The sequence below is a fragment of the Candidatus Amarobacter glycogenicus genome (genome assembly GCF_016704105.1).
Classification (GTDB): Bacteria; Chloroflexota; Dehalococcoidia; order Tepidiformales; family Tepidiformaceae; genus Amarobacter; species Amarobacter glycogenicus.
Genome location: NZ_JADJAT010000020.1, coordinates 39265 through 62139 on the forward strand (window position 1 = coordinate 39265; position 22875 = coordinate 62139).

Here is a 22875-nt window from a genome sequence, read left to right on the forward strand (position 1 = left end):
CCGGTAGGGTCGAGAAGGTTTCCACGGGATTGGGCCGGTCGCTCCCGCCACACTCCTGACACTATGCTGTCAGCTACACCGGGCTTTCCCGTTCCCGCTCCTGACAAGATGGTGGCAGGAGCCGGGGCGCATGATGCCGGGGCCGCGGGAAGAGACTCCCGCGAAGCATCCCAACAGAAGGACCACCATGAACGTCACCAACATGTCCCTCCAGCTCGCCAGCGAAGACCCGCAGCGGCTCGCCGCGTTCTACCGCGACGTCGTCCAGCTCCCGGCCCAACCTGAGTTCGGCGACCACTCCTTCGCCCTCGGCCCAGCCGGCACCCTCTTCGTCGTCGACCACTCCCAGGTGGCCGGGCAAACCCGCGAACCCGCCCGCGCCATCATCGACCTCCACCTCGAAGGCCTCGACGACGAGCAGGCCCGCCTCGAATCCGCCGGCGTCAGCTTCATCCGCAACAAGGGCGTCGAGCCCTGGGGCGGCGTCATCAGCACGTTCATCGACCCGGATGGCAACCTCGTCCAACTCATCCAACTGCGCCCGGAACTCGCAAGCCTGCCCGAAGGCGAAGCGGCGGGCGTGGCGTAGTCAGTGCGACGGGCCGACCGCCTCTTCCAGGTCATCCAGCTCCTGCGGCGCCGCCACGTCATCACGGCGGCGGCGATAGCCCAGGAGCTGGAGGTCTCGGAGCGCACCGTGTATCGCGACATCGCCGACCTCGTCCGCTCTGGGGTCCCCATAGCGGGCGAGGCCGGAGTCGGCTACACGCTCCGGCGAGGGTTCGACCTGCCACCGCTCATGTTCACCGAAGAAGAAATCGAAGCCCTCGTACTGGGCACCCGGGTCGTCAGTTCGTGGGCCGATGAGGGACTCGCCAGGGCCGCCGAGAGCGCCCTCGCCCGGATAGAAGCTGCCCTCCCGGACAGGCTGAAGGCACGCCTCATCGGGTCCCGCCTCTTCGCCCCATCGTTCCACGTCCCCCAACAGGTCGCCGCGGCCCTTGCCGACCTCCGCAAGGCCATCGATGAGCGCCGTCCGACGCGGCTCGACTACGTCGACAACGACGGTGCCCGCACCGAACGCGTCGTCCGGCCGGTCGGCCTCTTCTTCTGGGGCAACAGGTGGACGCTGACCGCGTGGTGCGAACTCCGCGACGACTTTCGCGACTTCCGCCTGGACCGCATCCAGGGCATGTCGATGCTCGACACCCGCTTCGAACCCGAACCGGGGAAGACTATCGAGGACTTCTTCGCGCGCTGGGAAGAGCAGTAACGCCCCTCGCAATAGCCTGGCGGAGGGGCTTGGGGCGGCGCGGCACCTGCACCCGTCTTGATGGGACTCCTATTTCTGCTTCACGGCTTCGAAAAGCACCGTCAGGCTCACCACTCGGAGGTTCGCGACCTGACCATTAACCACCTCCCAAATCAACTGATTTGTGGTCATCGTTGCGGTGACCTTCCCATCCTTGAACTCGGCCCGGATCTCGTTCCAGTGGTTGATGACGGCCGGCTCGCCAGGGTTTCCGTGAGAGCCGCTGTGGTCGCTGCCCGTCAGGATCGGCCCGGTGAGCAGGAAGAAGTTGTCATGTGACGTCGGCGGGAGAAGGCCCCCCGACGGCTCGTATGGCTTCGAATCGGCGACGCCCCTGCAGTACCTGCTGCCGGTCCCGTCGGCATCCGGACCACAGACCAGCGCCTGGCGCCGCTCGGGCTCACTCCCTCTCGCAGGCGTCGTTTGCACTTCGAACGTGCAGGTGCCGCCGGACTCGCACTTCCGGCCGAACGGGTACAGCCGGTCTTCGTTGTAGATCCGGACGGTCTCGGCTGACCCTCCGGTCATCTGCCAACTGACAATCTGATACACGCCTTCGATGTCCGCCTTGGCCGTCGCTGTGCCAAAGTGCACGCGCGCAACGCTGGTCCCGGGCATCAGTTCGTCGCCATCGAGCAGCGCGATTCGGCGGGGCGCCTTTTCGAGCTGCACGGTCACGGGGAGCGGTTCTGCCCGCGGGTCGTCGAACTCGACCTCGCCAGTGAGCTTGAGTGTGAGCGCGGCATTACTTTGGAAGGTCTGTTGCTGATCGGCGCCGGGCTCCAGGCCGTCGTCGAACCAGGCGAGCTGCTCTGCACTCAGGCTCCGTTCGCCCGGCGCGATCAGGAGGACATTGGTGTAAAAGTTCTCAGTCTTGTCGCCCGGGATCTTCTTCGCATCCTCGGTGAGGGAGAATGTTGCCACCTCTCCGTTCGGTCCTCGCAGGACCAGCCTGGCCCCAAATTCGGAAAGCGGTGCGTCCCTCGGACGGTCGCCCCAGACCTCCGGAGGAATCGACGCCTTCGGGATCGTGACGCGGATGGACTGGTACTGGGGCTGGGTGGCCGCGACGCCAACGGGCCAGTTCGAGGAGCCGTAGTGCTCGAAAGGCAGCCCGGAGGTGGACTGGCTGGCACTGCGGCCCCCACTCAGCCAGGTACCGTGGAAGTCCGCATCCCCAGTCTTCAGGCGGAACGACATGAGGCGCTCGATGCCGGTGGGGTAGGCGCCCTCCGGCTGAACGAGGGTACCCGTGCCTCGGACGTGGAGCATCACCGGAGGAATGCCGCCGGAGATGCTGTCGCAGCGGCCGGCGCAGTAGCCGCGGGTGCCTTCGGCGGCTTCGCGGATGGATTTGAAGAGGTAGTAGTCGGTGCCGCGGATGGCGGCGAACATGCCGACCGAGTAGGCGAACTGGGCGATGGTGAGGCCGTGTGCGGGCAGCATACCCCTGCCCGCTTCTTTCATGAGGACGCTCTCCTCATACATGTCGAGCACGAAGCTCGTCCCGCCGATGCCGCCCGCTGAAGCACCTTCCATCACCATGTATGAGTAGGGGTGCTCGTTTCCGGCCGTGTACCAGCCGTTGACCCAGTCCAGGATCTGATCGGCGGCTGCAAACGCGAGGGACAGGCCGACGGCCCCGGGGATCAACCCGGTGGCAGCGAGCGCGACCGGCAGCCAACGGACGATCCAGTCGACGTTCTGTTTCAGCCAGTCGACAATCGCCAGCCGCTCCATCGCCCGGACCGAGTAGAAGCGCAGGGTCCGCTGGACCGTCGGCGTTCCGCCGATCGGGTACTTTCCGTGGGCAAGTTCGTCCCGCACAAACGACTCGACATCGGCCGGCATCTCCTCCGACTTGATGACGATGTCGGCCCACTTCAACTCGCCGTAGGGCTTGAGCACGCGAATATCGAGGTCGCCCAGTTGCTCCGCGTCCAGGAGCGCCTTCACGAGATCGATCCCCCACGGGGTGTAGTCGTGCATCGCCGTCTCGATCCACTCGTCGACGAAGTAGACGGCGACTTGCCTGTTCGCATCGACGCTCTGAAGGTCGATGGTGGAGCGGAACGCGAGCCAGTTCTGCTTGACCACGAAGAGCCGTTCGACGCCGCCAGCCCAGAGCTCGTCCGGGCTCAATTCCTCTCCAGTCGGATTGGATGCCCCCCCGAAGAGGCTGATAGGGTCATCGAGTCCGCCCCGGGCCGCGCCAAACATCTTCAGAGTGAACCGCATTTGGGCGCGCACCCTTTCGTACTCCCGCCAGGGGTCGGCGGGCGGCTGCTGGCTGGCATAGCGGGCCTCGCTGAACGTTCGCGCCATCGGGTCGGTCTCAAGCCAGGCAGCGATCTCTCCCTCCCAGGCTGCACGGTCGGTCCAGTACAGCTGTTCGATGCGGAGGTCGTCCTGTTCCTCACCGGTAAGGGCCGGCGCGCCGGCTTTCGGAGCGGCGAGAGCGAAGACCCACGAAGCCGGGACGTTGCTCACCGTCACCCGCTCTCCCGGGCGGCCGTCCTTCAGTGTGACTGGTTCGGAAGGGAGTTCGACCCAGAACCCTGCAACCGTGCGAACGATGACGCTAGTCCCCGGTCCGCCCGCTGGAAGGTCGACCGTCGCCGGTTCCGCAATGGGCACGCCAACGAACGAGACGAACTCCCAGCCAAACCCACCGTGGTCCCACCACGGGTCGTCTGCCAGCTGAACGCGGCGGAGGTCCATCACGTCGCCGTAAAGCGCCGCGCCCCCCGGGATCTGAGCGCTTGCGCCGCCCGGGTGGTCGAGCCGGACGCCGGCACGCAGCGGAAGGCCGTTGACGCTGTCGACCGCTCCTTCTGCGGGAGGTTCGAGGACGGTGACGGCACTCTCAAGCGGCTCGCCTTCGAATTCACCGCCGTTGTCGGGCTTCCCGTCCCCGCGGAGGAAGAGCACCCACGCGAAGCCCCCGACGATTAGGAGCATGAGGGCGGCGCCAGGCACAGCCACCGAGCGGGGTATCTTCCTGCGCTGTACCGATCGAGGCGCTTCCGAACGCACAGCCGAAGGGCCGGGGGCCGCGCCCGAAAGGACCGGCTCCCCGCACTGGCGGCAGAACCGGGCGTTCACATCGAGCGGATTGGAACACTTCCGGCAGACCTTGCTGAGCGACGAGCCACATGCCCGGCAAAACCGCGCGCCCTCGAGAGCAAGGGCGCTGCAAGCAGGGCAGCGCGGCCCTCCCGGCGATGTACCACGTCCTCGACTGTCAGCCAACGTCCCTCCGGGGTAGCAAGCGCTCCCATCCCGGCAAGATGCCACAACGGGCCGCGGTGGGAAGAGGTGCGACGGGGCAAATTCGCGGGATCGATCGGCCCTCGCCGCAACTACTTTTCGGTTGGCTTCGAGTGGTGCTTCACCACGAGGACACGGTCGACCCGGCGGCCGTCCATGGCCATGACGCGGAACTGGTAGCCAGTCACCTCCAGGCGGTCGCCGACGCGCGGAATGCGCCCGAGGCGATGCATGATGAACCCGCCGATAGTGTCGTAGTCCTCGTCCGCGAGGTCCGCGCCGGTCGCATCCTCGACATCCGAGATGAGCGCGAGGCCGCTCACGAGCAGGTTACCGGCGGCCAGCGGCCGAACGGTTTCGCCCTGCTGGCGGCCGCCGCCGAGCCAGCGCCCAAGCAGGCGGTAGAGCACCTCGTCGGCGGTGAGGATACCGCTGGTGCCGCCATGCTCATCGACGAGCACGACGAGCTGGACCTGCTTGGCCCGCATGGCCTGGACGGCAACCTCGACGCTGACCGACTCCGGGATAGCGACGGCAGGTTCGACCAGCGGGCGCCAATCGCTGCTCCCGGTCTGGAGGAGTTTGAGCAAGTCCTTGGCATCGAGGACGCCGAGGATATGGTCGAGGTCCTCTTCGAACACCGGGTAGCGGGTGTGCTCGCGCTGTTCAACGAGAGCGAGGATCTCTTCGAGGGTGCTCGTCGCATCGATAGCGGCGACCTCCGTCCGGGGCACCATGATCTGGTCGGCCTGGATCGCGCTGAACTCGAGGGCGCGGCGCGCGAGCATCAACTCCGAGGTGGAGAGCAGTCCTGCGCGGGCGCTCGCCTGGATGACGAGTTCGAGCTCTTCCGGTGAGAGGTTGTCTCCGTGCTCCGAAACGGGCCTGATGCCGAAGGGCGAAACGACTGCGCGTCCGGCAGCGTTCATCACCCAGATGAACGGGCGGAAGACACGGTTGAAGACGGCGATCGGCGCGGCGACCCAGAGAGCGGTGGCTTCGGAACGCTGGAGGGCGAGGGTCTTCGGGGCGAGTTCACCGAGGACAATGTGGAGAGTTGTGATGAGGGTAAAAGCGACGGCCACGGCGGCCGTATGGGACACGGTGGTCGAGGCCCAGCCCCCGACGACTGCCTCGACCGGGGGTTCGATGAGGTGGGCAAGGGCTGGCTCCCCCACCCAGCCGAGGGCAAGGCTGGACATGGTGATGCCGAGCTGCGTGGCCGCGATGTAGTTGTCCAGGTCCTGCAGCGAGGCGAGGAGAAGCTTCGCGCGCGACTGTCCCCCGGCCGCGAGCTGCTCGATCCGGCTGCGGCGGACGGCTACGTAGGCGAACTCCGTGGCGACGAAGAGACCATTCGCCGCGACAAGAACGACGACGGCGATCAGGCCGGCGATGGTTAGAGTGCTTTCGGGCATAGCGCCATGATAGGGGTGTGGCGCGGGTTACGAGAGGTGAGTGAAGGTGCGTGGGGGAAGCGCAGGCCTCAGGGCGCGCGCTTCCAGAGTCCTGCACCTGCGGCCGTACTCAGCGCGAGGTCTCCGCCGGGGGTTAGCGAGTACGTGGCTTCGGTGATCAGCCCGGAATCGGAGATGATGCGCAGCTGGCCATCGCTGGCTTCGTACGTACCTTCCTGCTCGTTCTTCGCCGTGAAGGTGTAACGCCCGTCGCGGGCGGTGAAGGTGAAGTGCCACTTGAGGTCGCCGAGGGTGCCGGTGAGCTTCCACTCGGTGTCACTCACTCGCTCCCAATCGGTGGCGTACGCAACTCCCCAGTCCCCGGGCGCTTTGCCCGAGAAGGAAAAGGCCATGACCTCATTTGGGATAAGGCCGCTGACGCCGCCCGCGATGGAGCCGTCTTCCGGGTCCGGCGTGTAGACCATCACGCGCATGGCGCCGCCACCAGGGGTGAGGGCGAGTTGCCGGGTGCCGCCGTCGGTGTGCGCGATCGGCAATCTCACATCGCCACCCGGGCTCCAGTCGGTGATGGTCCCTTCTTCCTGGAAAACGGCCGTGACCTCGTATGAACCATCCTTCTCGAAGGAGAACTCCGATCGGCTGGGGCCCCCGGCGACCGGTTGCAGCTCCCAGTGCCCAGCGACTTCCGGGGCGGCCTCGCCGGAGCCGCGCCCGAGCCAGAGGGCGAGCAGAACAGCGACCGCGACGAGCGCTGCGGCGGCGGACAGGACCTGCACCGGCGAGAACCGCGGGGCGACCTTCGCGGGCTCGGGGCGCGGCACCGGGGCCTCGCCGCCCATGAGACGGGCGACGGTATCGGCCAGGTATTCCAGGTGGCGTTCAAGCGGCCGTGTGAGGGCATCGAGCCAATGGGGCGTGCCGAGGAAGTACTCCAGGTTCTTGCTGGGCTGAACCTCTTCGATACGGAAGGGGACGATGATGACGCCCCTGTTGACGGCGCGTTCGACTTCGCGCTTCACCTGTTGCGAGGCATTCGCGCTCTTGCTAAAGACCAGGACCATCACCTGTGAGTGTTGGATGGCCTCCACGATGGCCTCGCCCCAATCACGGCCGGGAAGGATGTCGCGGGGGGCGATCCAGCACCGGGTGCCGCGGCCTTCGAGCATCGCGCAGACGGCATCGGCGACAGGCTTGTCTTTCGAGGAGTAGCTTACGAAAACGTCGTGGGCCACATGGGCTCTCCCGGGCGGAATGATGCGTGAGGGGGCAGCGGTTTTCAAGCTACCGGCGCCTACCCGGGAAGTTCGAGGCGACGGGAGCCGAGCATGACCCGCCAATCGAGCACTTCGCTGATCAGGGTGTCAGCGGTGCCCTCGGCCGTCGTCACAAGCTCACGCGAGGCGGCCGGACCCCCGCTAAGGGGGATGGCGAGAAGCTCTTCCTGGAGATGACGCAGTCCTTCGGCCATCGCTCCGGACCGGCGGGCGACACGCTCGAGTTCGGCGTGTCCGCGAATCGTTGCGCACCAGGCGGCGAGGGCCGGCAGACCGGCTTCGAAGAGGCGGATGTCATCGCGGTCGGTGGCTATGAACCAGGCGAGAGCGCCGAGCGTGAATACGAAGGATCCGAATCCGAAGATGGCCAGCCGCCGGTCCAGGCGGCGGTGAAAAGCGGAGTTCGCGGCGTGGTAGCGCAACTGGCCACCAATCCATTCACGGCGGAGATTCTCGCGGACGTCATGGAGGCTGGAGGGATCGAGGCGGGCGTTCGGCAGCCCGGCGGCACGCTGGACACGGCGGACGTGCCACGCGACCCAGGTGGTGCCGGGATCGCCCGGCCCGGCATGGGCCGGCAGGCGAGCGGCCGGGGGGCCCGCGCCGATAGGCCAAAGAGCCGCCATGTCACGCAGGAGTTCCGCCATCAGGCGGTAGTCGATCCAGCGCTCGTGCCAACGGCCGCGGGTGCCTCGCACCCACACTCCGATAGCCGCCGCAATGGCGACCAGGGCGGCAATGGCGCCGCGGGTTTCGTGCTCGACAGCGGAACCAATGACGCTGAAGAGTACGGCCAGCGCGGCCGCCAGCGAGATCACCAGGAAGCTGCTGCGAAAGCGGTCCGCGTAGGCGATGGCGAGCGCGTTCGCCCAGGAGTAATGGGGCCCGAAGAGGCCCGAAGAACCAGGCGATGATGCCCGCGACAAGGGGCCCTCAAGCGGCTGCGGCGGGGTTGGAGCGAGGCGGGCGGATGGCCCCGCTCCGAGGATGCGAAACAGGGGCCAGGCCCGACGGAACACGCCCCGGCCGGGTTGGGCTTCGGCGAAGAATGCCCGGCCGGAGCGGCTTTCCTGCGCGGAAGGGGGCATCAGCAGGGACAGCACGACCGAGCGCAACTTCGCCTCGCTGAAGTCGACCCAGGCCGTTGAGTCGGTGGAGATCCGGAGGGTGCCGTCCCGGGCATCGACCCACGCAACAGGAATCCCGAGAGCGCGCGCGCGCTGAAGAATGAACACCGAACCACCGCGCCCTCGGGACGGACCCCCGTCCCAGAGAGCCACGAGGAGGTCGCAGGAGCGAAGGAGCATCTCGCCCATGTACTCATACGAACGCTCTGCAGCGGCGTCGCCGGGTTCACCATGGGACCCGTCGAGCTCGAGGACGGCGCTTGAGGAGGCGAGCAACTCTTCAAACTCGGCGACGCTGGATGCAGTCTCAAAGTCAGACCGGCACTCTTCGCGGGGGAACGGAAGGACGGATTGAAGCTCAACTTCGGGCCCTTGCGGGCGCCCACGGAGAAGGAGAGCCTCGCTCGCGGCGATCCTGTCGGCGCCTTCGGCGAGCCCGGTGAGAACGCGGAGGAGCGGCCGGTCCGGGGCCGAAACGGTGAGCAGTTCGGGAGGCAGGTCCAGGAGCACCCGGGCGACCGATTCGAAGACGCGGCGGATAGCAGGGCCGGCGAACTCCGGGACTGGGAGACGATTCGGGCGGTGACCAGTGACGCCCACCCGCAGGGCGACGCGCGGGAACGGAGGGTGCGCGCCGGCGGGCGGCTGGTTCACGGCGGGATTAGACCACCGCGTAGCCGTGGGGAGCAAGGCCACCACGGGTGCTCACCGATCAGTCGGCACGCCCAGAAACCCACTCGCCCCGAAAAGGACGACATCCACCCGCGGTGGCAAGTCCGTCGCGTCGGGACGCGAATCCCGGCTGGCGGCTAGCTCCCGGGCGCGTATAAGGGATAGGGGCGAGGCCGCTCCGGAGCGTGGATGGCCTGGTAGCCCAGATTCGTACCCGGTAGCGTGCATGGCCGTACCTCCCGCACTCGAGACGCCCGAGTCAGATGGCGACGCCACATCCGGCGGGCCGGAAGACCTCCAGCGCCAGAGCTGGACGCGCCGCACCTTCGGTGCAGTCATCGAGAACCCGCACTTCCGGAACCTCTTCATCGGGAACATCTTCCAGTTCGGTTCGATGCAGATGCAGCTGGTCGTGCGGAGCTGGCTGGTTTTCCACATCACCGGCTCGTTCGCGGCCCTCGGGACGGTGGCACTCGCGAACGCGATTCCGGGGCTGCTGCTTTCGCCGGTCGGCGGCCTGATCGCGGACCGGGCGCCGAAGAAGACGATCATCCAGTCGGCCCAGATCTACAACATGGCGAATGCGGCGGTGCTCGCGGCTCTGGCCGCCGGCTGGCTGGGGGTTGAGCTGGCCTTCTGGCACCTCTTCCTCAGTTCGTTCCTGCAGGGCGGTGTGAACTCGATCATGATGCCCTCGCGCCAATCGATGATTTCAGACCTGGTTCCGCGCGATCGCCTGATGAACGTCATCGGGATCAACTCCTCGGGGCAGACCTTCATGCAGCTGGTGGGGCCGGGCATCGCCGGTTTCCTGATCGCGGCGCTCAGCCCGGCGGCGGTGTTCGGGGTAATGGCCGCGCTCTACTTCTTCGCGGTGACGTTCACCATGCGTCTGCCGACGAAGCCGCTCTACGCCTTCGCCCAGAGCGACGCGGGCCGTGCAGCGAAGCTGGCCAGGAGTGGAGGCCGAAGGTCCAATGGGTTCAAGGACCTGAAGGACGGCATGAGGTACGTGGCGACGGACCCCACGATCCGGATGCTCATCATGGTCAACTTCCTGATCGTGGTGGTGGCCATGCCCTACACCATGCTGCTGGCCGGCTTCGTCAAGGACATCCTCCACAAGGGAGCGTTTGAGCAGGGCATCCTCCAGAGCGTCCAGGGCCTGGGGGCCGTGGGAGGCTCCATTTTCATCGCTTCTTCGGCGTCCAAAGGCCGCGGCAAGATGATGATCGGGTGGGGTGCGCTGCTCGGCGTGGGGATCGTGGCGTTTTCGATCTCGACGAGTTTCTGGATAACCCTGCCGATCATGATCTTCATCGGCGCGGCACAGGCCGGGCGCATGGCCATCGGGCAGGTGCTGGTGCAAAGCTACTCCGAAGAGGAGTACCGGGGACGAGTCCAATCGGTCTGGTTCATGCAGTTCAGCCTGGTCCAGTTCGGGACGTTCCTGGTCTCGATCCTCGCGGAGTTCGCGGGGCCGCAGGTCGCAATCGGTGGGCTCGCCGCGCTGCTTGTCCTGGCCATGGGGCTCATCGCGCTGTTCGTCCCGGCAATGCGCCGTCTCGACTGAGGGATAGGCCCGGGCGGGGAGCATCCCGTTCAGTGGAAGAGGCGGCGGTAGTGGGCGCTTTCGAAGAAGCCTTCGAGGATGGTGCGCGCGTGGACTGGCATTTGCAGGGTGGCGAGGTCTGACGGGGCAAAGTGACGAAAGGCCTGGCCCTCGTTCACTTCGATGACGGTCTCGTCGAGGTCCGGGTCGCAGTAGTAGAGGTGGTACGTATCCGTGATGGAGGTGGGGAAATCGGGGTCCCGGCGGAACATCCGGTAGAGCTTAAGGTCCTCGAGGAGCACGCCCGTCTCCTCCTCGAATTCGCGAAGCGCGCCCGCATCGGGGGCTTCGCCGGGTTCGAGGATGCCGCCGGGGATCGACCACTGGTTGGGGTAGCGATCGGGCGGGAGGTCCGCATCACGAAGCTGGAGAAGAACCCTGCCCCACCGGTCCAGGACGATGACGCCGACGCCGTCCTTGTGCGGACGGAACATGGAGACGGTGCCGCGGTAGGCATCGGTGGCGATGAAGCGGGAGAGGAGGTTGCGCGCGCCCGCATTCATCCTGAGTTCCGCGAATGCATCCGGGTGGTGGTACTGGAAGTCCAGGCCCTCGAAGACCCCGATCTCCGCGCGTGGGACCTGGTCATCCGCGAAGAAGAGGTGGAGACGTGCCGGCAGCAATTCCGGGACCTCGGCGGGAGTGACCGTTTCGAGGAACCGGAGGCGTTGGAGCGCGACCCCGGTCTCTTCGGCGAATTCGCGGAGGGCCGTGTCGCGTGGCGATTCCCCACCTTCCCGCCCTCCGCCGGGCACGGCCCATCGGCCGGCGCCGGCCGGAGGCACATCGTCGCTTCGCTGCTGGAGAAGGATGGAGCCGTCGGCGCGGATGAGGAAGACGCACGAGCCTTCGGGGCCACTGCCGGGAGCTCTGTAGGGCACCCGCCGAGCGTACGGCCAGAGGCGCCCGGAGGGCCAGACACAACACGGGAGGGCCGCCCGCGCCATGGCTGGCGGCGGCTGCCTTCGAGCGTTAAGAGCGCCCACCCACCGGGCGCCCGGATTCGCTTCAGGGCGATGCTGCATGGTAAACTGTGAAGGTACACTAGCGATTTGCCCTCATCTCCCGGACAGGGCGCGCGCGAGGTTCGCAGCTTCACTCTATGACTACACCTGCTGCTCCATCTTCTTCGTATACCGCTGAAAACATCCAGGTGCTGGAAGGCCTCGAAGCCGTCCGGCGGCGACCCGGTATGTACATCGGTACGACCGATAAGTCCGGTCTCCACCACCTGATCAAAGAACTCGTCGACAACGCCGTCGACGAGGCGATGGCCGGCTATTGTGACCGTGTCGAGGTGCTCATCCACGCGAACGGCTGGTGCACGGTCATCGATAACGGCCGAGGCATCCCCGTGGATGTGCAGAAGCAAACAGGAAAGACGGCTGTCGAAACAGTGCTGACCGTGCTTCACGCCGGTGGCAAGTTCGGCGGCGGCGGATACAAGGTGTCCGGCGGCCTCCACGGCGTCGGGGCAAGCGTCGTGAACGCGCTTTCCGAAGAGATGTGGGTGGAAGTGGTGCCGGACCCGGCTGCACAGGGCGCCGACAAGGCCGGCAAGGTCTACCGGCAGGATTACGCCAAGGGCGCACCCCAGAACGAACTCACGCCGACCAGGCTGACCACGGAGCGTAAGAGCGGCACAACGGTCAGCTTCAAGCCGGATTCCACGATCTTCGAGAGCGTCGATTTCGACTTCAAGCTGGAGGCGGAGCGCCTGCGGCTCTACGCCTTCCTGACGAAGAAGGTCTGGTTCCGGCTCTACGACGAACGCGACGGCCACGAAGTGAACTACTACTTCGAAGGCGGCATCAAGAGCTTCGTCCGCCACGTCAACCGCGAACGCGAGGCCATCAACTTCGAACCGATCTACGCCGACCGCGAAGTCGACGGTAACGTGATCGAGTTCGCCATCCAGTACAACGACGGCTACAACGAGACGGTCTACACGTTCGCCAACTCGATCAACACGATCGACGGCGGAAGCCATATGACCGGCTTCCGACAGGCGCTCACACGCGTCCTCAACGACTACGCGCGCAAGGCGAAGATCCTCAAGGACAACGACCCGAACCTGACCGGCGACGATGTCCGCGAAGGGCTCGTGGCGGTGATCTCGGTCAAGCTGCCGGAGCCCCAGTTCGAGGGCCAGACAAAGACGCGCCTGGGCAACCCCGAAGTCACTGGCCAGGTCCAGACTGTGGTAGCCGAGACGCTCGCGCAGTACCTGGAAGAGAACCCGAACGACGGCCGCCGGATCATCGAGAAGTGCCTGGTGGCAAGCCGCGCCCGCGAGGCGGCCCGGAAGGCGCGCGACCTGGTCCAGCGCAAGAGCGCCCTCGAAAGCGGGACGCTCCCGGGCAAGCTCGCCGATTGCTCCAGCCGCGACCCGGAAGAATCGGAAATCTTCATCGTTGAGGGCGATTCGGCGGGTGGTTCGGCGAAGCAGGGGCGGGACCGCAAATACCAGGCGATCCTGCCGCTCTTCGGCAAGATCCTGAACGTCGAGAAGGCACGGCCGGACAAGATGCTCGGCCACGAAGCAATCCGCCTGGTGATCTCCGCCCTCGGCACGGGCATCCGCGAGACCTTCGACGTGGCACGGCTGCGGTATCACAAGGTCGTGATCATGACCGACGCGGACGTGGACGGCGCCCACATCCGTACACTGCTGCTGACGTTCTTCTTCCGGAACATGCCGGAACTCATCGACGGCGGTTACCTGTACATCGCTCAACCCCCGCTCTACCGCATCCAGCAGGGCAAAGACATCCGCTACTTCTACAACGATGCGGCCCTCGATGATTACAAGAAGACCAACCGCCGCGCGAACCTGAACGTGCAGCGCTTCAAGGGCCTCGGCGAGATGAACGCCGAACAGCTCTGGGAGACGACGATGAAGCCGGACAACCGCGTCCTCCTCCAGGTAGCGGTCCATGACGCAGCAGAGTCAGACAAGCTCTTCTACGAACTCATGGGCGACGAAGTGAGCCACCGCCGCCGCTTCATCCAGCAGAACGCCGCGAACGTGAAGAACCTGGACATTTAGGGCAGAGCCGCGCACCGGACCTCGCGCTCGCCCTGCGCCACCGTTATCCCTCGGCGGAGAGCACCCCGTTTCGCGTGTCCAGCTCGAACCGGCCCCGACCGAAGGCGCGCTCGACCTCCCCACGCCAGCCACCGGTCCCGGCGCGCAGCCTGACCGTTGCCCCCCTTACCGCCTCGCCCGCGGGATAGTCGCCCTCGTACAACACTTTGACGTACCCGCGCGGGTCTTGGACCCGAGCTCTTCCGCCGGGCATCACTCGCACCAGATTCACGTTTCGCAAGAGCCGCTGGCCGAAGACGGGCTGCCAGGACTTTCCGCAGTCCACGCTGGTCATGACTCTCCCCTCGAGTTGGACCACGAGGACCCACTCGTCCGCGAGCCCCACGGGGTCGGCTCGGTTCACCGGTTCATTGCCCACGTAGGCGTACAGGTTGGTGTCGCCCCCGGCGAACCCTATCGGGTCCTTCGCCGTCCAGCGCCCCGTCTGAGGCTCATAGTCCCGGGCACCGAAGCGGACGAGACCCGTATCCGCGTCATAGAGCCCCCCTGCAAACCCGAAGGGGACGCGGGTGAAGCCCGGCGCGACGTAGTCGTCGGTAACGACGCCCCACTCGTCGTGGTCCATGCGCTGCGCGACTGCTCCCGTCGCCGCGTTCACGACCAGCCGCAGGCTGCCGAGGTGGTCGGTGATGATGCGGTAGGTGACGCCGCCCTGTACGACGTAGTCCGGCATGTTCACGCCATTCGCGTAGACGAAGCGGCTGACGAGTACGTTTGACCCATCGAGCTCGGCCACGATGGCCAGGTCGCCGTCGTACAGCCACCCTTGCTGGAGAACTCCACCAATCTTCTTGCCAACGCGACGGTTCGCTCCGTCGATGACATAGTCGATGGTCGTAGGGCCGCCGGGAAGGACCACCTGGGTGAGGTTGCCAAGCTCGTCGTAGGTGTAGCTGGTGACGCCCGCGCCGTTCGTCTTCGAGAGGAGCTCCCCGTTCGCGGTGTAGGCGTACGTGTTCGTACCGTAGGTGAGCATGCGGTCCTGGGCGTCATAGGTAGCGGTAGCGACGCCGGGCCCCGTGAGGCGGTTGCCGTTGGTGTCGTAGGTATAGGTCCGTGACCCGGCGCCGGGCCCACCGGCCTGCGTAGCGCCGATGAGCCGGCCGGCGAGGTCGTAGCTGAAGTCAGTGGTGGCGACGGCACCGAGGATGGTCTCGACTTCGTGGGTGACCCGCCCAAGGGAGTCGCGATCGTGAGTGACCGAGTAGAGGCTGGCGGGCCCGATGCTGGTAACGGCGGAGTAGCCGGTCACCTCGGCGAAGCCGTTGTGCGTCCACGTCTCGCTGATGGTCCCGAGCGCCGCTCCCGTGAGCAGGCCGTTCGCCGGATTCCGGACCAGGCTGAGCGACCCGGCCGTCGTCAGCAGCGAATCGTTGTCGTAACCGAACGTGACAGTGTTGGCGCCGTTGACGGTCTGCGTACTGACGCGGAAGTCGTTGTCGTACGTCCAGCCGACGTTCCCGGAGACCGGTCCAGACCAGGTCTCCTGCGTGAGCAATTCGCCGGAGTAGCTGAAAGCGAGCACCTCGCCGCCCGGCGCTGTGATACCGGTGACCTGCCCTGTGGCGACGCTGTAGACGATGCTGATGACGCCGCGGGAGAAGGTGAAGGTGCTCACCCGGCCGGCACTGTCGTAAGCGAGGGTGGTGGAGAGTCCATCGGGACGAGTGTCGGTGGTCGGGGCCTGGTCGAGGTTGTAGCCATGGGTTGTCGCCACGGGCCCGCCGACTGCCGGCGGCGTGTAGCTCACCACCTGTCCGACTTCGTTGTAGGCGAAGGCGTGCGCCGGCTTGCCGGGGGGCGTCAGGGTAAGGACGTTGCCGTCCGCGTCGTAGGTGAAGACGATCTCCCGCAGATCGGGCAGGATCTGCTTCGAGACGCGGCCGCTGAGGTCGTATTCGAACGAAACGACCCTGCCCAGCGGGTCGGTCACTGAAGCGAGGTAGCCCGCGGCGTTGTACGCGAACGTCGTAGTCCGGGCGCTCCCGCCGCTGCCGGAGGTGACGGTCGCGACACGGCCTCGCCCGTCGTAGGTGGCGTAGGCGCCTTCCAGTCCGGTGATGTGTTCCTCCACCGGGCGGCCGAGTGAATCGATTGTTGTGGAACTCGTCCTTCCCCCGGCCGAGGTGACGGTGAAGGTCTTCGTGGCCGCGTCATAGACGCTCTGGTCTGTTCGACCGTTGGTGACGACGGCGTTCGTAAGCGTCACCAGGCTAAACGGGTCGTTGGGATCCAGGAGCACGGCCGTCTCGGCGCTGGTCGAGGTCAGGGTGAGGCCGCCGGGAGTGTTCTGGACCGTCACGGACGGGATCCCGGCAACGAGCCCGAAGCGCGGGTCCGGGGCTTCGCTGGAGGTGGCGACCGCGCCCGTCGGCGCCGTCGACGTCATGGAACCGTTGTCGTAAACGGTCGTCATGGACGTGTTGTCGGGCCGGATGAGGGTCTGCTTGCGGCTGCCGTTCAGCATGTTCTCGACGAGGGCGACGGTCGTCCGGCCGAGACCAGTCGTCCGGCCGACTTCGTGGCCCGCCTCGCGTGACGCGGTCGCCGGGAGGTTCGTTGCCGCGAGCGTCTGCGAACCACCCGCGGGATTGGCGCCGGAGGTCAGCTCGCGGGCGGTGTTGTATGCGTAGGTCGCCGTGTTCCCGCGCGGCGTCGTGAGCGAAAGGAGCAGGCCGTCGGAGGCGTGGCTCACGGTCACGGTCTCGTTGTTCGGGTTCGTGATGGTCTGGAGGAAGCCGTTGCCGTCGACGGACAGTGCTGTGACCTGCCCGAACGGGCCGACGATGCCCGTCGGCGCTCCCAGGCCGTCACGCGTGACGGTGGTGACATTGCCGTCGGCGTCGGTCATGGTGACGAGCCGGCCGGCCGCATCGTAGCCAAAGCTAAGGAGGACGGCGCCGGTCAGGCCATGGAGCGTTTCCAGGTGACGCCCCGCGGGATTGAAGTGGAAGAGGACGCTGCCGTCCCGCGCGGGGATGAAGTAATCGGCAAGGCCCCCGAAGCCCTCCACGCGCGACTCGATGGTCTTTATGAGACTGGTCCCGTACTCGAGGAACCGGACGGAGCCATCGGGGCCAAAGGCGAACGAAGCCGTGCCTCCCATGCCCGTTACGGACACACGGGTGGCGGCGTGGCCATCAACCGGCGTGGCGCCCTGGTAGCCGTTACCCGCAATATCGCGGACGACCCCGCCGTCGAGCATCCGGACCCTGTAGCTGTCGCCGGCGGTGCCGCGGCTGAAGAAGTAGGACACCCCGGAAGGGGAAACCGCGAACGCATCGATGTCCTCGGCCAGGTCCACGCCCGGCACACCTTCACCGTGGAGGGTGAGTCCGCCGATGTGCCTCCGGAAAACGCCATCGGTACCGATGACGCCGACCGACGTACCGGCGCGTACGTAGACCTCGCCGCCTGGGCCGGCATCGATGTCGTAGATGTTGTGCACGGAGGTGCCCCAGGCGGGGACATCCACCCCGCAGAAGGCGTGGCGATAGGCTGCGAAGAAGTCGCACTGGACGCCCTGGAAGGCGAACGGGCGGATTACGCCGTCCGGGGTCAACCGATTGATGCGCTCATGGACGAGGTCGGCGATGTAGAGGTTGCCATCGGGCGCCGCCGCGAGCCGCGGACCGAGGCAGAGCGGTGTGGTCGCGGCGACTTCCGCGGTCGTGAGTGGCCCTGGACAACTGCCCCCGGTACCTGCCACGGTCGTGGTCGAAGCGGTCCACGGGTCGTACTTGTAGACGATCCAGTTGTTCGCAATGTAGACCTCGCCCCTGGCACCGACAGCCAGGTCTCCGATCGACTCCGGGAACACTGCGGCGAGGTTGACCAGGCCATCCCGGCTGACGTGGAAAAGGCGTATCCCGATGCCGGCCCAATAGCCGCCACCGTGAGCGGTGGCAATCACTGCCCCCTGGCCGTTCATTGTGATGAGCCGGGCCGGCGTGTTGGGCGGTGCGCTGGTGTGGGAGATAGGGCCGGCCCCAAGCGCCGTGTTGAGCACACCCCCCAGCTGGTCAGCGTCGACGATCCGTTCTCCGTTGCCCAGGTAGAGTGTCCTGTCACCCGGGTCGTAAACGTGGTGGTCGCTGAGCGACCAGCCGCCGAGAGCCGCCGCACCGCTGCCCCACGCGGCCGCGAGGGACAGCTTGAACTCCTTGGTGATGTGGCCCTCGTTCCGCGTCGCAGGCCCGAGGAAGGTGCTGAAGACTACGCGCGGCCCGCCGAACTCCGAGGGTTGCCCGTAGGACTCCTGGAAGACGTTCTCGATGCGGACGGTGGCCTCCTGGGCCCCCCAGACCCTGCGGCCGAAGCCGTCGTTCCCATCCCACGTGTAGAGCCAGGAGAGATTGGCGCCGGGCAGGAAGGTCTGCCGGGTGACCTGACCTGCCACATTCACGGTGACCTCAATGCGGAGCAGCTCCGCGGGGACCGTCGCACCGGTTAGCGTCGCGACGAGTTCGCCCTTCCGCTGGGTGCGAATGCTCGAGTAGTGCAGGGCCGAGGGCACTCCGGTGAGGCCGATCGTTTCGTTCAGGCCGGAGTTCTCGAGTTCGATCGCCGAACCCGGGCACTCCGTGCAAACCTCGGGAGCGAGCGGTTTTCGAACCGGTTGGACGGTCTGCAATTCGAGCAGTGCCAGGTCGGTGTCGGCCCTGGCCCAGTTGATGTCGAGGACGCTGAAGTGGGGCAGCTGGACTCGCCACAGGACCTGCCCGGCGGCGTACAGCGCACCAACCGTGGCCAGTTCATCGGGCGTAATGCCCAGGGCGGCGAGTGCCGGGCCTGCATCGGCGACATCATCGCCGTCGACATCCAGCTCTGCGACGCCGGCGTTGACCGCGACCACCTTGACGACGCGCCCACTGTTCAACGGAAGCCAGAGTCCCAAGGCTTCATCGTAGTAGCCCAACGGAGCATCGACGCCGACGGGGAACCCCACGAAGCCTTCGACGTAGAACGGCACGGGCTGGTTGAACATGATTTGGCCGTCTTCATCGGCACTGACATCGAACGCGTAGGTGTACTTGGACGCCGGGGGAAGTTCGGCGGGCATGGCTTCGAGCCCGTTCGGGCCGACCGTAAACTCGGAGATACGCAGCGTCAGAGAAGTGAGCGGAGAGGGAGGCCCGACGGGCGGCTGGAGGGTCGCGGTCGTGCCTTCGGGGAAGAGTACCGTGGCGCGCCGCGTCCCGGCGCCGTCAGTCTCGCTCGAACCGCGAGCAACCTTCATCCCGGGATTGGCGAGGTTGACCACGTTCGCCGCACCGTCGACCGGCACCATCGCGAGATCCGGGGCCGTGACGTACTCCAACGCCGGGACGAAGATCTGGCGCTGGGAATTCACGTAGCCGTCGAGGCTGTATCGCAGTGTGGCGTAGCGCTGGCCGTTGAGTGCGAAGTCGTACGTCCCGTCGGCACGCGTGAGGGTGCCGCCCCATTCCGGGTGTCCGAGCACGGTGATGAGGACGCCGGCCAGGGGCGCTTCCGTGTCCCTGTCGTAGACGTAGCCACTCACGAGCGCTGCCAGTGCGGAGTCGATGCTCCCGGGCGTTACCCCGGTCTGTGCGGGGTTCGGCCCGGCGTGGAGGAACGAGATGGATGAGGCGAGGTCGCTCGCCGACGTGTCGGGAAGCGGCGGTGCACCATCCGGGGTTGGCGACGCTGTTGGGGTGGCAGTCGCCGTGCTGGTAGACGTTGCGGTCGCGGTGGACGTCGCGGTTGAAGTCGACGTAGCGGTCCCGGTCGCGGTGGCCGTCGATGTGGAGGTCGACGTCGGAGTGGTTGTGCCCGTGGCCGTCGATGTCGCCGTCGTGACTGTGGCCGAGGGCGTCGTGGAGGCGGGTGTCGCCGCCGGGAATGTGCCGTCAGCCGTCTCCACGACCGTCGGCCCTGGCTGAGTGGCCGTCGCGGGCGCCGTGGGCGTCGTTGAGGACACGCTGTCGGCGGCAAGGCCCGGCAGCAACGCGCGAACTGGAAAGACGGCAGCGTGGGGCCGCTCGGGCGAGCGCGCCGCGACAAGGAAGAGGAGGAGACCTCCGATGACCACGAGCGGCGGGACGAGGTTCAGGGCGAACGCACTCCACGTTCGCCCTTGCATCGCCCGCCGCACAGCCAGCTTCGCATCCAAACCCATCACTTTGCGCCGCGCGCTCCTCCAGGATGCGAAACGCTAACTGCTCGCGAGCCAACGGCCATCCGTGCGCGGCCACGCGGGGGTGACGGAGATCACCCATATGTAACCGCTCCGGCGAGTCGATGGCATCAGGTGCGCAGTGCCCAGGCGATCGCGTCGGCACGGCCGCGGGCGCCGATCCGCCCGTACACATTCGCCAGGTGACGCTCAACGGTTCGAGGGCTGATGACAAGCGCCCGCGCGATCTCCTTGTTCGTGGCCCCCTGGACGAGCATCTCCAGGACCGCTGCTTCTCTCGGCGAAAGCCGTGCCTTCGTCTCGGCTGGCGGGCCCGGCCGGGAGCTAAGGTAGCGGTCACTCGCCTCGACGGCAGCAAGCAGCAGCACCGACAACGGGGCGGGTGGTCCTGTCTCGGAGCCCTTCCGGTGCCGGGCGGCCGGGAGCGCCGCTTCGATTCTCGCCGAGGCACGTTCGTAGAACGGCGCCCAGATGGTAGGGACGGGGAAACTGAGCCGCCGCTGCTCGGCTTCGAGGGCAAGCCGCAAGCGCATCGCCTCTCCAGGGAGCTCCCCGGCGAGGATGATCACAAGGAAGAGGGAGAACGCCAGCTCCGGGAGGCCGGTGATGGTTGCCCGGTGTGACTGGTGGACCTTCACCATGAGACGCAACCCCTCCAGGGGATCCCCGGAGAGCCAGTGGACGAGAGCCATCCGGATGGTAGCCAGCTGTTCCCAGTAGGCTTCTCCACGCTCGCGGGCCCCGGCCATGGCTTCCGCGTAGCACTCGAACGCGCGCGCCGGCTCACCCCGAACGAGCGCGAGATCGCCCAGGTAGACACCGGTGAGGGTCAATCCCTGGGCATGGCCGAGACGTTGGTAGGTATCGCGCGCCGTTTGCAGCGCTACTTCGGCCCCCGCAAGGTCGCCCGTGTGGAGGAGGGACCAGCCCAGGTTGGCAACCGACTGCGCCCGTTCCACCTCGGAGAGGCCGCCGGGCACGGCCAGGGCGGAACGGAACTCACTGACGGCCGTCGCACCATCCCCGAGGTAGAGCGCGACCAGCGCGAGCGCAGAGCGCAACGCCGCGGACTCCTGAGGAGATACGCCTTCAATCTCCAGGGCCTGCCTGAACCGGTCCCGGGCGGCGGGGAGGTCCGCGCGAGCCACGCATCCCACACCGGCCGCGTACAACGCCTGCCGGACGGCGGCGGGGTCGAGACCGGCGCAGCGCTCGACCGTTTCATCGAGCCAGAGCTGCCCTTCGGCGATATTGCCGTAGTAGAAGAAGAACCGAATCGACCTGGCGGCGAGCCTTATGGCGGCCGCGTCCTGTGCGTCGAGGAGGAAGCGCATCGCCTGGCGGAAGTCGGATACGTCGTCGCGGAGACGCGCTTCGAACGCCCCGGTCCCGTCGCCGCCGCCATCACCGAGGGCCAGGTAGAACTCTGCGTGACGGCGCGACACCGCGGCGAATACACCTCGCGCAACGAGGCATTCGCGGGCGAAGATGCGGACCGCATCGAGCATGATGTAGCGGCCGGCTGAAGTGGTCTCCTGGAGTTGGAGAAGCGACCGATCAACAAGGTCGGCAACCACTCGAGCGACGCCAGTCCCGGCGCAGACGGCTTCGGCGGCGTCGAGCCGGAACGCGCCGGCGAACACCCCGAGTGTCTCGAAGACCTCCCGTTCGTCCGCCGAAAGCAGCGCGTGGCTCCAACCGATGGTTGCGTTCAGCGTCTGGTGGCGGGCCGGCGCCGACCGGTCGGATGAGGCGAGGAGGTCGAGCCGCAGGTGCAGGCGATCGCGCAGGTCGGTGAGCGAAAGACTCGCGCAACGACCTGCGGCCAGCTCGATGGCCAGGGGAAGGCCATCGAGTTCGCGGCAGATTGCGGCAACAATCGGGGCGGTTTCGGCGTCGAGGGCGAACTCCGGCTGGCGCCGTACAGCCCGATCGACGAAGAGTTGCACCGACGGTGATGCACCGATGGCCTGGACGGTCTCGCCTGCGGGCAGTGCGAGGAGACCGAGGCGAATGACGGTCTCGGCCTCGAGCCGCAGCGGTTCCCGGCTGGTCGCGAGAATGCGCAGGCCCGGGCAGGCGCCAATAAGCGCGTCCGCCAGGTCCGCGACGGCGCCGACGACTTGTTCGCAGTTGTCCAGGACCAGCAATCCACGCGCATCGCGCAGGTGACGCGAGAGATCCGCGGTTGTGATGACGGCGGTCGCCGGCGCCGAGACCGCCGCCACCACCGTGGCGACGAGCGCTGCTTCCTCTCTGGCGGCCGCCAGTTCGGCGAACCAGACCGGTTGGCCGAACGAGCGGACCACCTCTCGGACCAGGCGCGTCTTGCCGCAGCCGCCCGGCCCGGTGACCGTGATCAGGTTCGTTACGCCGAGCAGGGAGCGGATGGCCGCCAGTTCGTTGTCCCGGCCGAAGAAACCGTTCTGGGCTGGCCGTGCCGGCGCTTCAACCCGCAGAGGCAATTCGTCGAGCTCGCGCAGGCGTTCGCCCGCCCGGCGGCGAGGTTCGGCCTTGCCGGCCTCCCAACGGCTCACCGTCGTGAACGAGACACCGAGCCGTGCGGCCAGGGCCTCTTGCGAGAGACCGAGGCGCTCCCTGATCCGGCGCACCCTCATCGCGCTGTTGCTGGTCACCACACACCTTTGGTCTGGAAGTGCGGGAATGCTATAGCGTTTCGGAGCGTAGTTCACCCCTTCTCCCGCTTGCTGAGTTGCCGGTATCCGAGTTCAGCGGGAAAAGACGCCGCAGTGATTGCAATCGACTTCGCCGAAGTTCAGCCCGGCAAACGCGCAGGCGGCGGGAGGGCAGGGGAGAAGGGGCGTTGGCGACCGAGTAAGCGGGGGAGGAGCCCCGATCCCCTCACCACGGAAATGCCCCCGGCTCTTGCGAACCGGGGGCACAGGGGGAACGTACCGGAG

The 22875-nt window shown here is 66.8% G+C and carries 11 protein-coding genes; 4 read left to right on the plus strand and 7 right to left on the minus strand.

The window, feature by feature from the left end:
- The first annotated feature begins 187 nt into the window (after positions 1–187).
- Both IPG14_RS14605 and IPG14_RS14610 read left to right on the plus strand, forming a co-directional pair.
- Positions 188–589 (plus strand): VOC family protein, encoded by a 402-nt coding sequence (locus tag IPG14_RS14605; RefSeq protein ID WP_343392311.1) that lies wholly within the window; start codon positions 188–190, stop codon positions 587–589.
- A 3-nt stretch (positions 590–592) separates the two neighbouring features.
- Positions 593–1273, plus strand: a complete 681-nt coding sequence (locus IPG14_RS14610; protein ID WP_343386264.1) for a YafY family protein — start codon at positions 593–595, stop codon at positions 1271–1273.
- A gap of 69 nt (positions 1274–1342) precedes the next feature.
- Here IPG14_RS14610 and IPG14_RS14615 read toward each other — a convergent pair whose 3' ends face one another.
- From IPG14_RS14615 to IPG14_RS14630, 4 genes are all read right to left on the minus strand, one after another.
- Entirely contained in the window at positions 1343–4297 is a 2955-nt protein-coding gene (locus IPG14_RS14615) for a hypothetical protein (protein ID WP_343392312.1), read from the minus strand.
- Positions 4298–4674: 377 nt separating this feature from the next.
- Complete coding sequence (locus IPG14_RS14620; RefSeq protein ID WP_343386266.1) at positions 4675–6000, minus strand: hemolysin family protein; 1326 nt, start codon at positions 5998–6000, stop codon at positions 4675–4677.
- A gap of 68 nt (positions 6001–6068) precedes the next feature.
- On the minus strand, positions 6069–7232 hold the full coding sequence (locus tag IPG14_RS14625) for a toll/interleukin-1 receptor domain-containing protein (RefSeq protein ID WP_343392313.1): 1164 nt from the start codon (positions 7230–7232) through the stop codon (positions 6069–6071).
- 59 nt (positions 7233–7291) lie between these two features.
- Complete coding sequence (locus IPG14_RS14630) at positions 7292–9055, minus strand: DUF4231 domain-containing protein (RefSeq protein WP_343392314.1); 1764 nt, start codon at positions 9053–9055, stop codon at positions 7292–7294.
- A 244-nt stretch (positions 9056–9299) separates the two neighbouring features.
- Between IPG14_RS14630 and IPG14_RS14635 the strand changes: the two genes are divergently transcribed.
- Positions 9300–10646, plus strand: a complete 1347-nt coding sequence (locus IPG14_RS14635; protein ID WP_343386269.1) for an MFS transporter — start codon at positions 9300–9302, stop codon at positions 10644–10646.
- A gap of 29 nt (positions 10647–10675) precedes the next feature.
- On the opposite strand, the gene IPG14_RS14640 is transcribed toward IPG14_RS14635, so the two are convergent.
- A complete protein-coding gene (locus IPG14_RS14640; RefSeq protein ID WP_343392315.1) occupies positions 10676–11566 on the minus strand; it encodes an NUDIX hydrolase in 891 nt (296 codons plus the stop codon).
- 221 nt (positions 11567–11787) lie between these two features.
- Here IPG14_RS14640 and gyrB point away from each other — a divergent pair, with 221 nt between their 5' ends.
- Complete coding sequence (gene gyrB, locus IPG14_RS14645) at positions 11788–13734, plus strand: DNA topoisomerase (ATP-hydrolyzing) subunit B (RefSeq protein ID WP_343392316.1); 1947 nt, start codon at positions 11788–11790, stop codon at positions 13732–13734.
- A 43-nt stretch (positions 13735–13777) separates the two neighbouring features.
- Here the strand turns inward: gyrB and IPG14_RS14650 are convergent, their stop codons facing one another.
- Positions 13778–19930 carry an RHS repeat-associated core domain-containing protein gene (locus IPG14_RS14650; RefSeq protein WP_343392317.1) on the minus strand — a complete coding sequence of 2051 codons (6153 nt, stop codon included), beginning with the start codon at positions 19928–19930 and terminating at the stop codon, positions 13778–13780.
- Between the two features lie 134 nt (positions 19931–20064).
- Positions 20065–22590 carry a LuxR C-terminal-related transcriptional regulator gene (locus IPG14_RS14655; RefSeq protein ID WP_343392318.1) on the minus strand — a complete coding sequence of 842 codons (2526 nt, stop codon included), beginning with the start codon at positions 22588–22590 and terminating at the stop codon, positions 20065–20067.
- Positions 22591–22875 lie beyond the last annotated feature (285 nt).